Genomic DNA, 13,282 nt, shown 5'->3' on the forward strand with positions numbered 1-13,282 from the left:
GAGGATCGCGCCGTCACGCGCCCACAAATACGCGAATTACCAGCCGCGCTCGGCGAGGCGGTGCGGCTGCGGGATCTCGTCGACGTTGATGCCAACCATTGCCTCGCCCAGGCCGCGCGAGGCCTTGGCGATTTCTTCCGGGTCGTCGAAGAAGGTGGTGGCCTTCACGACGGCGGCGGCACGCTGGGCCGGGTTGCCGGACTTGAAGATGCCGGAGCCGACGAAGACTCCGTCGGCGCCGAGCTGCATCATCATGGCCGCGTCGGCCGGGGTGGCGATGCCGCCGGCGGTGAACAGCACCACGGGGAGCTTGCCGGTGGTGGCAACTTCCTTGACCAGTTCGTACGGGGCCTGCAGTTCCTTGGCGGCGACGTAGAGCTCGTCCTCGGGCAGGGCTGCCAGCTTCAGGATTTCGGCGCGGATCTGGCGCATGTGGGTGGTGGCGTTGGAGACATCCCCGGTGCCGGCCTCACCCTTGGAACGGATCATGGCCGCGCCCTCGTTGATGCGGCGGAGCGCTTCGCCGAGGTTCGTGGCGCCACAGACGAAGGGAACGGTGAACTTCCACTTGTCGATGTGGTTGGTGTAGTCGGCCGGGGTGAGAACCTCGGACTCGTCGATGTAGTCGACGCCGAGGGACTGCAGGACCTGGGCTTCGACGAAGTGGCCGATGCGGGCCTTGGCCATGACCGGCACGGAGACGGCGTCGATGATCTTGTCGATCATGTCCGGGTCGCTCATGCGGGACACGCCGCCCTGGGCGCGGATGTCGGCGGGGACGCGTTCCAGCGCCATCACGGCCACGGCACCGGCGTCCTCGGCGATGCGGGCCTGCTCGACGTTGACGACGTCCATGATGACGCCGCCCTTGAGCATCTCCGCCATGCCGCGCTTGACGCGGCTGCTGCCCGTAACGTTCTTCGCGGACGCGCCGGCTTCGCTGCTTACATCAGGTGTAGACACAAAAACCCCTATGGGTAGATAGATGACCTCACCGGGGCGCGGACGGCACGCAGATGACAATCTCGCACGGCTCGCACACACCGGATTACCGGGAACCATTGGCCGGTAAGGCTAATACTAGTCCCCTGCCGCGGTCCGCTTGAATTTCGGTTACAGGCTCAGGCGGCCTGTTCGGTGGCGGTGTCCTGGTTCTCCTCCAGCGACTGCCGGTGCACGGCGGCGATGCGCTGCACCACGGTCACGAAACTGGCGAGGCCAAGCAGGCAGAGGGTGGCGAAGAGGACCACGGTGGGAAGCCCGACGCCGGTGAGGCCGGTGACGACCAGCACGGACACCAGCCGTTCGGCGCGCTCCGCGACGCCCACGTTCGCGTGGTAGCCGAGCGCCTCGGCCTTGGCCCGGGCGTAGGAGACCACCATGCCCAGCACGAGGCAGACGACGGCGGCGATCGCGATGGGGGTGTCGGCGCCGCCGGTGAAGAACCAGATGGCGACGCCGGCGAACAGCGCCCCGTCGGCCACGCGGTCCAGGGTGGAGTCCAGGAAGTTGCCCCAACGTCCGCCGCGTTCCTGCATCCGGGCCATGATGCCGTCGATGACGTCGGAAAAGATGAACGCGGTGATGAACAGCGTCCCCCACCAGAGCTGGCCGAGCGGGTAGAACACGAGGGCGCCGACCACGACGCCGGCGGTGCCCACGATCGTGACGGCGTCCGGGGACACCCCGATCCGCAGCAGCCAGCGGGCCAGCGGGGAGAAGAGCGCGGTGAAGAAGCCGCGGGCGTGCTTATTCAGCATCCGTCGCCCCGGGCTCGGTCCCGCTCGGCTCCGGCCAGGCCTCGGCGACCTGCTGGCGGACCTCGCCGAGCGTCTGCGTGATGGCCTTGGTTTGCGCGATGATCGGGAAGAAGTTGCCGTCCCCGCCCCAGCGCGGTACCACGTGCTGGTGCAGGTGGCCTGCGACGCCGGCGCCGCCCGTCACGCCCTGGTTCATGCCGAGGTTGAAGCCGGTGGGGTTGGCGACCTTGCGCAGCACGCGCATGGCCGTCTGGGTCAGCTCCGCGAATTCGGCGGTTTCCTCCACGGTCAGGTCCGTGTAGTCGGGGATGTGCCGGTAGGGGCAGACCAGCAGGTGGCCGGGGTTGTAGGGGAAGAGGTTGAGCACGACGTAGCTGGTCCGGCCGCGGTAGACGATCAGGGAATCATCGTCCTCGCGCTCGGGCGCGACGCAGAAGGGGCAGTCGTCCGGATTCTTGAACTGGTGCTGGCCGCCCTTGATGTACGCCATGCGGTGCGGAGTCCACAGGCGCTGGAACGCGTCCGGCACGCCGGCCAGGTCAAAGTCGTCGGTGATGCTTTCGTCGCCCGGATAGCCCGGGACAGCGCCTGTGGTCTCCTGCACGTGCCGCTCCCCGCTAGCTGGTCCGGTTGCGGACGGCGTCGACGATCCGGCGGACGGCCTCGGCCACGGGCACGCCGTTGTCTTGGCTGCCATCACGGAACCGGAAGGACACGGCACCGGCCTCGGCGTCGTCTCCCCCGGCGATCAGCACGAACGGGATTTTGTCCTTGCTGGCGGTGCGGATCTTCTTCGGGAAACGGTCCGAGGAGATGTCCACCTCGGCACGGATGCCGGCGGCCTTGAGCTGGTCGACGACGTCGAACATGTAGTCGTTGAAGGCCTCGGCCACGGGGATGCCGACCACCTGGACCGGGGCCAGCCACGCCGGAAACGCCCCCGCGTAGTGTTCGGTCAGGACACCCATAAACCGTTCGATCGAGCCGAAGAGGGCGCGGTGGATCATGACGGGGCGCTGGCGGGTGCCGTCGGCGGCCTGGAACTCGAGTTCGAAGCGCTCCGGCAGGTTGAAGTCGAGCTGGATGGTGGACATCTGCCAGGTCCGGCCGATGGCGTCACGGGCCTGCACCGAGATCTTGGGACCGTAGAACGCGGCTCCGCCCGGATCCGGGACGAGCTCCAGGCCGGACTCCTGCGCGACCTCCGCAAGGGTCTGGGTGGCCTCCTCCCAGGCCTCGTCCGAGCCCACGAACTTCTCCGGGTCCTTGGTGGAGAGTTCCAGGTAGAAGTCTTCCAGGCCGTAGTCCTTGAGCAGGCCGAGGACGAAGTTGAGCGTCTTGGTGAGCTCGTCCTTCATCTGCTCACGGGTGCAGTAGATGTGGGCGTCGTCCTGGGTCATGCCCCGGACGCGGGTGAGGCCGTGCACGACGCCGGACTTCTCGTAGCGGTACACCGAGCCGAATTCGAAGAGCCGGAGCGGCAGTTCGCGGTAGGAGCGGCCGCGGGAGCGGAAAATCAGGTTGTGCATGGGGCAGTTCATCGGCTTCAGGTAGTAGTCCTGGCCGGGCTTGCGGACCGTTCCGTCCTCATTGAGTTCCGCGTCGATGTGCATCGGGGGGAACATGCCCTCGCGGTACCAGTCCAGGTGGCCGGAGACTTCGTAGAGGTGGCCCTTGGTGATGTGCGGGGTGTAGACGAACTCGTAGCCGGCGTCGACGTGGCGCTGCCGGGAGTAGTCCTCCATGGCCTTGCGGATGATGCCGCCCTTGGGATGGAACACCGGCAGGCCGGAGCCCAGCTCGTCCGGGAAGGAGAACAGGTCCAGCTCGGCGCCGAGTTTGCGGTGGTCGCGGCGCTCGGCCTCGGCGATCCGCTCCTGGTACGCCTTCAGGGCCTCCTTGGTGGGCCACGCGGTGCCGTAGATGCGCTGCAGCTGCTTGTTCTTCTCGCTGCCGCGCCAGTAGGCCGCGGAGGAGCGTGTCAGGGCGAAGGCGTTGGAGATCAGCTTGGTGTTGGGAAGGTGCGGGCCGCGGCACAGGTCGCACCAGAGAGTGGTGCCGTCCTTGCGCTCCACGTTGTCGTAGATGCTCAGTTCGCCGGCGCCGACCTCCACGGAGGAGCCGTCCGCGTCGGAGCCGGCACCCTTGAGGCCGATCAGTTCGAGCTTGTACGGCTCGTCCTTCATCACCTCGCGCGCCTCGTCCTCGGAAACGACCCGGCGGACGAACTTCTGGTTCTGGTTGATGATCTTCTGCATCATCTTTTCCAGGGTCTTCAGGTCGTCCGGGGTAAACGGTTCCTCGACGTCGAAGTCGAAGTAGAAGCCGTCGGTGATGTACGGGCCGATGCCGAGTTTCGCGTCGGGGCGCAGTTGCTGCACGGCCTGGGCCATCACGTGGGCGGTGGAGTGGCGCAGCACGTTGAGGCCGTCCGGCGACTCGATGGTGACGCCCTCGATCGTGGCGCCCTCGGGCAGCGGCTGGTCCAGGTCCTTGAGCTCGCCGTTGACGCGGGCCACAACGACGTCGCGGCGCTCAAAAAAGAGTTCCGCGCCGGTGGTCCCGGTAGTCACCTTGGTCTCTTCGCCGTCGACGATGAGGGTGATCTGCTGGGCATCTGACACGGGTGTCTCCTATTCAAAGTTAAGGCTTCGTAGCTTGTGGCGTACGGGGACCACAGCCAGCCTCGTCCATGCTATCGGGTTCCGGATGGGCCAACCAACGCGGCCCGCGGGCGGTCGGCCCCCGGTCAGCCGCCCATCCCGGTGATGGCCAGGTTCCGGCCGATCCCGTCCAGCGGGCCTGGCGCCGGGGTCTCCGAGGGCTCGGCGGCGCCGGTTGCCCCCGCCGCCGGGGCAGGGAACGGCAGCGTCTCGGGGCGGCTGAGATCCCAGGCCATCGAGGCACTGATGCTGATCCCGCGCGGCCCGGTCCGGCGGGTGGTTCCGCGGATCAGCAGCAGCCGGGTACCGAAGAGCAGCGGACCGGACTGCTCCTGCGCCTCGTGGAAGAAGACCGAATCCACGCACCCGGTGCCGTCGTCGATGCTGATGAACACCACGCGGCGGCCGCCACGCATCGGCGGGGTCTGGGTGGCCACCCGCACCCCGGCCACCAGCACTTCCGTGCCGTTGCGCAGACCCAGTAGCTTATCCGCCGTCGTGACGCCCAGCCGGTCCAGCAGCGGCCGGTGGCTGGCCATTAGGTGTCCGCTGACATCCAGGGCCATCAGGTCCAGTTCCGCCCGGACGGTCTCCACCAGCGTGGGGGCCGGCAGGCCGCCCTTGAGGTTCCTGAGCTCGACGTCGCCCAGCGGCAAGGCCAGCTGCCCCTCGATGACCTCGGCGCCCTTGCGCTGCGGCCTGCCCTGCAGCTGCTGCAGGTGCTGGACCAGGTCTGCCCGGTTGGCCGTTCCGCCGGACGAACGGTGCAGCGAGTCGAAGGCCCCCAGCTGGGCCAGGCGCTGGATGCTCGGTTTGCTGATCCGGGAGCGGGCGCGCAGGTCCGCGAGGGAGTCGTAGGGCTGGCCGGCCACGATCCGCTTCAGCTCGGCGCCGGAGAGCCCGAAGATGCCGTTGATGCTCAGCCGGATGCCGAGCTTGCCCCGGTCCGGTCCGGTTTCCACCCGCTCCACCCGGTATTCGGCCTGGCTGCGGTTGATGTCCAGCGGCAGGATGGGAATTCCCAGCCGTCGGGCCTCTGCCACCAGCAGGCGTTTGGGGTACATGCCGGGGTCATGTTCCCAGAGCCCGGCCAGGAAGGCCTCGGGGTGGTGGGTCTTGAGCCAGGCAGACTGGTAGGTGGGCACGGCGAAGGCGGCGCCGTGGGCCTTGCAGAAACCGAAGCTGCCGAAAGCCTTCAGGGTCCCCCAGACCTTGTCCACCACCTCGGGCGTGTAGTTCCGGGTCCGGGCTTCGCGGCGGAAGAATTCCTCCACCTTCGCTTCGAGCACCTCGTTGCCGAGCGCACGCCGGAATTCGTCGGCCCGGGCCAGCCCGCAGCCGGTCATGACGTCGAAGGTCTTGAGGATCTGCTCGTGGAAGACGGTCACGCCGTGGGTCTCCTTGAGCACCGGTTTGAGGTCCGGGTGCGGGTAGACCTCAGGCGCGAAGCCGTGCCGGTGCTCCAGGAAGGGCCGGACCATGTCCGACTTCATCGGACCGGGCCGGAACAGGGAGATGTCGATGATGAGGTCGTTGAATTCCCGGGGCGCCAGCTTTCCGATCAGTTCCCGCTGGCCCGGGGATTCGATCTGGAAACAGCCCAGGGTGTGGGTGCTGCGGATCAGCTCATAAGTGGGTTCGTCGTCGAGCGGGACGGCGTTGAGGTCGATCGTCCCGTCCGCGGCGATGTAATCCGGGCCGGTGCCGCCCGGCCCGGTTTGGTGGCGGCCGGCAGCCACCACCTCGGCCTTGGAGGGGTGCAGCCGGATCACCTCACGGACCGCGAAGGCCATGGCGCTCTGCATGCGGACACCCAGGACGTCGAGTTTGAGCATGCCCATCGGGTCCATGTCGTGCTTGTCGAACTGGCTCATCGGGAGTCCCAGGCCGCTGGGCTGCACGGGGGTGCGGTCCAGCAGGGTGGCATCGCCCAGGATCACCCCGCACGGGTGCATCGAAATGTGGCGCGGCAGCCGGTCCAGCCGCTCCGTGAGGTCCACCAGGAGGTCCAGCTGCTGGTTTTCGGTGAAGTCCCGCTGCTCCACCCGGCCGGCGAATTCCTTCAGCTCCGGTTTCTCCACGAGGGCCTCGCGGAAGTTCCGGGCCGAAAACCGCCACAGCTGCTTGGCGATCTCGTCGATGTCGCCGCCGTCCATGCCCAGGGCCAGGCCGGCGTCGCGGACGGCCCCGCGGGCGCGGTAGCCGTTCTGCATGCTCATCAGCGTGACGCGTTCGGAGCCGAAGCGCTCGAAGATCTTGCGGTAGACGTTGTGCCGTTCGGCGCTTTCGACGTCGATGTCGATATCCGGCAGGGTGGCGCGGTCCCGGGACAGGAAGCGTTCGAAGATCAGGTCGTGCTGCAGCGGGTTCACCTGGCTGACGTCGATCAGGTAGTTGACCAGGCTGGACGCGCCGGAGCCGCGGGCTGCCGCCCGGACCCCCATCTCAAGGATCATCCGGGAGACCTCGGCGACGGTGAGGAAATAGGAGGCGAAGCCCAGGCTGTCGATGATCCGCAGCTCATGCTCCAGCCGGGCGCGCATCTCTTCCGCCGGTTTCCCGGTGATTCCGGGGAAGCGACGGCTGATCCCCGCCTCGCAGCGCTGCGTGAGCTCCACGAGCGGGTCCCCCGCAATCCCGATCACTGAGGCTTCCGGAACCACGGGCTGCTTCCAGCCCATGTCGGTGACCGGATCCATCCGGCACCGGTCCGCGAGCGCCTCGGTGTGCGCCAACAGGCTTTTCAGGTCCGCGGCGCCGTACCCGGCGGTGTGCATGATTTCCTTGCCCAGCTGCAGCATCTGGGCGGAGGATTTCAGCCAGCCCTGTCCGTTGGGTTGCAGCTGCGGTGCGGCGGAGAGCTCCGGCAGGGACTTCAGCGCCCGGGCGGAGTCCAGCACGTCCGCCGTCGCGGCGCCGTCCTCGGCACAGTACCGTACGGCGTTGGTCAGCACCGCGGGAACAGCGTGTTCCGCTGCGAGTTTGAGCATCCGCACGGCGTGGGCCGTGCTCAGCGGTTCGCCGGGCGGGCTGAGCTGCGAGACGACCTCGGCGGCGAGGGTTCCGGCCGGCATGGCCTCCAGCCAGCGTTTGAACAGGGTGCGGGGGCGAAGGTAGCGCCGCCCGCCCATGGAACGCCCGACGTCGGAGTCCGGGCCGAGCAGGACAGTCAGGACCGGCTTGAGGGTCTGCGGATCCATGGTGCGCGAGGCCAGCTCCGCCCGGGTCACGGCCACGGGCACCGCTCCCCCGGCCTTGCCGGTGGTGCGTGCGTGGGCGTCGGAGACCAGCCGGCACAGCGCCCGGTACCCTGCGCCGTTGTTCTGCCCGTGCGCCAGCACGACGACGCGTCCCCCGACCTGGGTGCGGAGGTCGCCGTCGTCGTCGTAGACCGCAAGGTCCACCCCGACCACCGGGTCCAGGCCCGCCGCCATGCAGGCTTTCAGGTGCTTGACCGTGCCGTAGAGCCCGTCGCGGTCCGTGCAGGCGAGCGCCGTGGCACCGTCCGCGGCAGCGGCAGCGGCCAGTTCTTCCGGCCAGGACACCCCGTAGTGGGCGCTGAATGCGGTGGAGACGTGTAGATGGGTGAAGCTCATGCCGATTCGGGTTTCCGGAGATGGGGCAGGGCATCGTGGATCCGCAGCAGCCGCCAGCGCCCGCTGCCTACGTGCCGGCTCAGGTCAAGGGTGAGGGTCCGCGCCGGACTTTCTGCGTCCCGGACTTGGACGCGCCAGATTTCGTGGTCAACCAGCCCCGGTCCGCCTCCCAGCGGCGCCCGCTGTTCCTCTGCCCACCACTGGCGCCGCTCGAACCAGCGGACCGGTTCGGCGCAGACCTCGAAGTGTTGCCCTGCCCAGACAAGGGACTCTGGCTGGCCCTCCGGGGTGCAGGCGACGTCCACGGACTCGCTGAACATCCCCATAACGCCTCCCGGAAAGTGCTGACCCCAGGCGAGAACCCACGTAGGTAAACAAGCGTAGGTAAACAAGCCTTTATTCGAATATATCTTCGAACACTTCCAGTCTACGCCGGGCCGGGGACAAAACATAGATCGGGGGTGGACGGACGCAGGCGCAGGTAGCAGGATTGAGCCATGAGCTCCCACAGCGCACTCCTGAAGCACGTAAGCATCGCCGCCAAGGATTCAACCTTGGTGGCGAAGTTCGATATAGACGGGAACATTCCTAGTTCCGGTGCCTACGTGGTCGGGCTCGTGGCCGCCACTCCTGACCATTCGCACCAGCGCCGGATGGAAATCGAGTTCATGAACGGCGAGGCCGTGTCCTTTTTCTGCTTCAGCCATGACGGCACGGAGGAGAACTTTGACCTCAAGGGCGTGGAGCACTCCGGCAATACCATCACCGGGAACTTCCCCATCAGCACGGTGATGGGGCTGACCAAGGGCCACCTGATGACGGCGTACAGCGATTGCGAGGGCAGGGAGTACCAGGCCAATGTGCCCGTCGAGGAGTCGCTCTAGCCGGGTCGGCCAGCCCTAGCTGGAGGCTTTGTAGACGTCCAGTTCCAGCCGGATGAAGGCGTCGATCATCGCCCGGTAGGTCTGTTCGACGATCTCCGGGTCAATGTCTTTCTGCTCCGCCGTGGCCTTGACGTGTTCGAGGACCCGCTCCACGCGGCCCGGGGCGCGGACTTCGGCGCTGTCTGCCTTGAGCGTCCCGGCAATCCGGATCAGCCGTTCGCGCCGGCCGATCAGTGCGACGATCTGCTCGTCCACTTCGTCGACAGCCACCCGCACGGCGGCGAGCTGTTCCTTGTCGGCCTGGGCGTCTTTGTCGTCTCCGTGATTTGTGGACATGTGCATGACAGTATCGAACGATGCAACCACGAGTCGACTTCATCTCATTGGGCGTCCGCAGTGTTGACGCCTCACGCCGTTTCTATGCCGAGGGCCTCGGCTGGCCGGTGCACCGAGAGGTGCCGGGCGAGGTGGTCTTCCTGCAGGCCAACCACGGGCTCATCCTTTCACTCTGGGACGCCGGACAGATGCAGGCCGAGGCGGGGACCGACGCCCCGGCCGGTGTCCCCTGCATCACCCTGAGCCACAACGTGGGCAGCGCCGAGGAGGTGGACCAGGCGATGCGCCAGGCGGAGGCCGCGGGCGCCGTCATTGTTGCGGCGCCCAAGACCCAGCCATGGGGCGGCTACACCGGCTACTTCGCCGACCCGGACGGTTTCCGCTGGGAGGTCGCTTTCAACCCCACCTGGACCGTCGACGCCGCCGGCAGGGTCACGGTCTAGGGCATCCCCTAGAACAGGCTCCCCACGGGCTGGATCAGTTCCGGGGAATCTTTCTTCACGTTTCCGACGGCGGTACCGACGGCGTCGATCGTCCAGCCCTCCGCGACATCGTGCGCGCCGGCCCGCACCAGCCCCACGAGGCCGGCGGCGTCATCGGCCCGCGGATCCAGCCACATCGCCATCGTCTCCCGGTCCATGGGCAGCGGAACCCGGTCATGCAGGGCCGTCAGCTCGGCGAGCATGCCGCCGGCGTAGCCCTCCGGCGGGGAGTCGGTGGTCAGGATCGACGTCGAGAGCAACCAGCGCTCCGGATCCCCCTCGGCTTTGGACGGGTCCTTCCACCATTCATAAAGGCCCGCAAAGACCACCGGGCTGCCGTCCTTCGGGTGCACGTAGTACGGCTGCTTGCCGCGGCCTTCGCCCTTCCACTCGTAGTAGCCGTCCGCCGGTACGGCGCAGCGCCGGGTGCGGGTGGCCTTGCGGAACGCGGGTTTCTCCAGCACGCTCTCACTGCGCGCGTTGATCATCTTCGAGCCGATGCCGGGGTCCTTGGCCCAGGACGGCACCAGTCCCCAGCGCGCAAGGTGCAGCTGCCGCACCCGCCGGGCGGACGACTCGCCGTCCACCAGCCGCTCGAGGAGGATCGGTACGTCCGCGGTAGGGGCGACGTTCCACGACGGGGGGATGACCACCTCCTCCTCGAGTTCGGCGTCGAATTCGGCCAGCAGGTCCCCGACGGCCCGGGCCATCACGTAGCGTCCACACATGGCACCAGCATGCCACCGGCCCAATTCCTTGTCATCCGCCCGTCGCCGGGTCGCGCCCTGCGGGAATAGCGGCTCCCGGGTTACGGTTATGGCAGATGACGTACGACTTTTGTCGGCAACGGGCGCTGTCACTCATCACCGTCAGCCAGCGCCGTCAACCAGCTTTGAGGAGAATTTCGTGGACTTCACCCCCGATTCCGGCACCATCACCATGTTTTCGACCACCTGGTGCGGCTACTGCAACCGGTTGAAGAAGCAGCTTGATGCCCAGGGCATCGGGTACACCGAGATCAACATCGAGGAAGTCGAAGGCACCGCCGAACTCGTGGAGAAGCTCAACGGCGGCAACCGCACCGTGCCCACGGTGCTCTTCCCGGACGGCACCGCGGCCACCAACCCCTCCGCGGCCGAGGTCAAGACCCGCCTCGCGGCCTAAGCTTCTCAGGACACACCACCACACCACGTGCGGCGCGGACTCCCGGCTAACCCCAGGAGCCCGCGCTGCGCCGTTTCCCCCGACGGAAGCGGTGATGAAAGGAGCCACCCCATGGTCCACAAAGTCAAGGGCGCCGTCGTCCGTTCCAAGAACGCCCCCGTCACCCTCGAGACCATCCTGGTCCCGGATCCCGGACCCGGAGAGGCGCTGGTGGACATCCTCACCTGCGGCGTCTGCCACACCGACCTGCACTACAAGCAGGGAGCCATCAACGACGACTTCCCGTTCCTGCTCGGCCATGAGGCCACCGGTGTGGTCAGCGCCGTCGGCCCCGGCGTCACCGAGGTGGCCCCCGGTGACCGGGTGGTGCTGAACTGGCGCGCCGTCTGCGGCGAGTGCCGCGCCTGCCGCCGCGGCGAACCGCAGTACTGCTTCAACACGCACAACGCCGCGCAGAAGATGACCCTTGAGGACGGCACCGAACTCACCGCCGCCCTCGGCATCGGCGCCTTCGCCGAGAAGACCCTCGTCGCCGCCGGGCAGTGCACCAAGGTGGACCCCGCCGCCGACCCCGCCGCCATCGGCCTGCTCGGCTGCGGCGTGATGGCCGGCCTCGGCGCCGCCATCAACACCGGCAACGTCCAGCGCGGCGATTCCGTCGCCGTGATCGGTTGCGGCGGGGTGGGCGTGGCGGCCGTCGCCGGTGCCGCGCTCGCCGGCGCCACCACCGTGATCGCGGTGGACATCGACGCCAAGAAGCTCGAACGCGCCAAGGAACTCGGCGCCACCCACACGGTGGACTCCTCCGCCGTCGACCCGGTCGAGGCGATCCGCGAACTGACCGGCGGCTTCGGCGCCGACGTCGTGATCGACGCCGTGGGACGGCCCGAGACGTACAAGCAGGCCTTCTACGCCCGCGACCTCGCCGGCACGGTCGTGCTGGTGGGCGTCCCCAGCCCGGAGATGACCCTGGAACTGCCGCTGCTGGACGTGTTCGGCCGCGGCGGCTCACTGAAGTCCTCCTGGTACGGCGACTGCCTTCCGTCCCGCGACTTCCCCATGCTGATCGACCTCTACCGGCAGGGCCGGCTGGATCTGGACGCGTTCGTCACCGAGCGCATCACGATCGACCAGATCGAGGAAGCCTTCGAGAAAATGCACTCCGGCTCGGTGCTGCGCTCGGTGGTTGAGCTGTGAGCGGCACCTCGGTGGACGGGCTCCGGATCGAGCAACTGGTCACCTCAGGGACGTTCTCGCTCGACGGCGGCACCTGGGACGTCGACAACAACGTCTGGATCGTCGGCAACGATCAGGAATGCGTCGTGATCGACCCGGCCCACGACGCCGGTGCCATCGCGGCCGCCGTCTCCGGCCGGACCGTCAAGGCCATCCTGCTCACCCACGGCCACGACGACCATATCGCCGCGGTGGGCGCATTCCGCGGCCTGGTCAACGCTCCGGTCTACCTGCACCGGGACGACTGGATGCTCTGGGACCGGGTCTTCCCCGGGACCGAGCCGGACCGCGCGATCGAAGACGGCGACACGTTCGACGTCGCCGGCGCCCGCCTGGTGGCGCTGCACACGCCGGGGCATTCCCCCGGCTCGGTCAGCTTCCAGCTGGAAAGCGAAGGCACGGTCTTCACCGGCGACACGCTGTTCCAGGGCGGCCCCGGCGCCACCGGACGTTCCTTCAGCGACTTCCCCACCATCATCGAGTCGATCAAGGCCCGGCTGCTCACACTGCCCGCGGACACGGTGGTGCGCACCGGGCACGGGGACACCACGACGATCGGCGCCGAGGCCCCCCAGCTTGCGGACTGGATCGCGCGCGGCCACTGACGCCGTCCCGCTCCCGCGTACTAGGCTGTCGGCCCATGAGCACGTCTCCCAGCATGGACCCAGGCATCTTCACGGCGGACCCGAAGGCGCAGTTCGACGCCTTCCTCGACGAGCACCGGGCCGCCCTGCACGACTGCCTTGACGGGCTAAGCGAGCCGGAGGCGCGGGCTTCCCTGGTCCCCTCCCGAACGACGCTGCTGGGCCTGGTCAAGCACGCTACGTTCGTGGAGAAGGTCTGGTTCGACGAAGCCCTCACCCGCCGGAGCCGACAGGAGATCGGCATTCCGACGACGCCGGACGAATCCTTCATCCTGGCCGACGGCGACACCATCGCCGGCGTCCAGGCCGCCTACCGGCGGGCGTGCGCGGAGTCCCGCAGCCGGACCGAACACCTCGGGCTGGACGATCTTGTCACCGGGAACCGCCGCGGACCGCTGCCGTTGCGCTGGGTCTACCTGCACATGCTGCGCGAACTCGCCCAGCACTGCGGGCACGCCGACATTCTGCGCGAGCAACTCCTCGCGGCACGCACCACCCGCTGAGCCCGCCGGCCAGG

14 protein-coding genes are annotated in these 13,282 nt (G+C 67.9%); 6 read left to right on the forward strand and 8 right to left on the reverse strand.

All coding sequences use genetic code 11. The features are described from left to right. Window positions 1–36 precede the first annotated feature (36 nt). The 6 genes from pdxS to FFF93_RS09095 all read right to left on the reverse strand — a co-directional run bounded on the left by pdxS (window position 37) and on the right by FFF93_RS09095 (window position 8,345). Window positions 37–963, reverse strand: coding sequence for a pyridoxal 5'-phosphate synthase lyase subunit PdxS (gene pdxS / locus FFF93_RS09070; protein ID WP_138769200.1), 927 nt, complete (start codon window positions 961–963; stop codon window positions 37–39). 158 nt (window positions 964–1,121) lie between these two features. Then, window positions 1,122–1,760, reverse strand: coding sequence for a phosphatidylinositol phosphate synthase (pgsA, locus tag FFF93_RS09075; RefSeq protein WP_138769199.1), 639 nt, complete (start codon window positions 1,758–1,760; stop codon window positions 1,122–1,124). Beyond that, the gene (locus FFF93_RS09080; protein WP_138769198.1) at window positions 1,750–2,364 is read right to left on the reverse strand and encodes an HIT domain-containing protein; all 615 of its coding nucleotides are present in this window, start codon (window positions 2,362–2,364) and stop codon (window positions 1,750–1,752) included. The genes pgsA and FFF93_RS09080 overlap by 11 nt, the downstream gene beginning before the upstream one ends. A 13-nt stretch (window positions 2,365–2,377) precedes the next feature. Further along, window positions 2,378–4,384 carry a threonine--tRNA ligase gene (gene thrS / locus FFF93_RS09085; RefSeq protein WP_138769197.1) on the reverse strand — a complete coding sequence of 669 codons (2,007 nt, stop codon included), beginning with the start codon at window positions 4,382–4,384 and terminating at the stop codon, window positions 2,378–2,380. A 125-nt stretch (window positions 4,385–4,509) separates the two neighbouring features. Beyond that, the gene (locus tag FFF93_RS09090) at window positions 4,510–8,019 is read right to left on the reverse strand and encodes a DNA polymerase III subunit alpha (RefSeq protein ID WP_138769196.1); all 3,510 of its coding nucleotides are present in this window, start codon (window positions 8,017–8,019) and stop codon (window positions 4,510–4,512) included. After that, window positions 8,016–8,345 (reverse strand): DUF6504 family protein, encoded by a 330-nt coding sequence (locus FFF93_RS09095; RefSeq protein WP_138769195.1) that lies wholly within the window; start codon window positions 8,343–8,345, stop codon window positions 8,016–8,018. Before FFF93_RS09095 ends, FFF93_RS09090 begins: the two co-directional genes overlap by 4 nt. Before the next feature lie 171 nt (window positions 8,346–8,516). Between FFF93_RS09095 and FFF93_RS09100 the strand changes: the two genes are divergently transcribed. Then, entirely contained in the window at window positions 8,517–8,903 is a 387-nt protein-coding gene (locus FFF93_RS09100) for a hypothetical protein (RefSeq protein WP_138769194.1), read from the forward strand. A gap of 15 nt (window positions 8,904–8,918) precedes the next feature. Here the strand turns inward: FFF93_RS09100 and FFF93_RS09105 are convergent, their stop codons facing one another. Continuing rightward, window positions 8,919–9,245, reverse strand: a complete 327-nt coding sequence (locus tag FFF93_RS09105; protein ID WP_138770456.1) for a chorismate mutase — start codon at window positions 9,243–9,245, stop codon at window positions 8,919–8,921. A gap of 14 nt (window positions 9,246–9,259) precedes the next feature. Between FFF93_RS09105 and FFF93_RS09110 the strand changes: the two genes are divergently transcribed. After that, complete coding sequence (locus FFF93_RS09110; protein ID WP_138769193.1) at window positions 9,260–9,682, forward strand: VOC family protein; 423 nt, start codon at window positions 9,260–9,262, stop codon at window positions 9,680–9,682. An 8-nt stretch (window positions 9,683–9,690) separates the two neighbouring features. Here FFF93_RS09110 and FFF93_RS09115 read toward each other — a convergent pair whose 3' ends face one another. Further along, window positions 9,691–10,431 carry an SOS response-associated peptidase gene (locus FFF93_RS09115; protein ID WP_261375420.1) on the reverse strand — a complete coding sequence of 247 codons (741 nt, stop codon included), beginning with the start codon at window positions 10,429–10,431 and terminating at the stop codon, window positions 9,691–9,693. Window positions 10,432–10,627: 196 nt separating this feature from the next. On the opposite strand from FFF93_RS09115, the gene FFF93_RS09120 reads away from it, so the two are divergent. From FFF93_RS09120 to FFF93_RS09135, 4 genes are all read left to right on the forward strand, one after another. After that, on the forward strand, window positions 10,628–10,885 hold the full coding sequence (locus FFF93_RS09120) for a mycoredoxin (RefSeq protein WP_138769191.1): 258 nt from the start codon (window positions 10,628–10,630) through the stop codon (window positions 10,883–10,885). Window positions 10,886–10,996: 111 nt separating this feature from the next. Then, complete coding sequence (locus FFF93_RS09125; protein ID WP_138769190.1) at window positions 10,997–12,082, forward strand: S-(hydroxymethyl)mycothiol dehydrogenase; 1,086 nt, start codon at window positions 10,997–10,999, stop codon at window positions 12,080–12,082. Continuing rightward, window positions 12,079–12,726: an MBL fold metallo-hydrolase gene (locus FFF93_RS09130; protein ID WP_138769189.1), complete on the forward strand. Its 648-nt coding sequence runs from the start codon at window positions 12,079–12,081 to the stop codon at window positions 12,724–12,726. Before FFF93_RS09125 ends, FFF93_RS09130 begins: the two co-directional genes overlap by 4 nt. A gap of 35 nt (window positions 12,727–12,761) precedes the next feature. Then, the gene (locus tag FFF93_RS09135) at window positions 12,762–13,268 is read left to right on the forward strand and encodes a DinB family protein (RefSeq protein ID WP_138769188.1); all 507 of its coding nucleotides are present in this window, start codon (window positions 12,762–12,764) and stop codon (window positions 13,266–13,268) included. Window positions 13,269–13,282: the final 14 nt, after the last annotated feature.

Source organism: Arthrobacter sp. KBS0702, assembly GCF_005937985.2.
Taxonomy (GTDB): domain Bacteria; phylum Actinomycetota; class Actinomycetes; order Actinomycetales; family Micrococcaceae; genus Arthrobacter.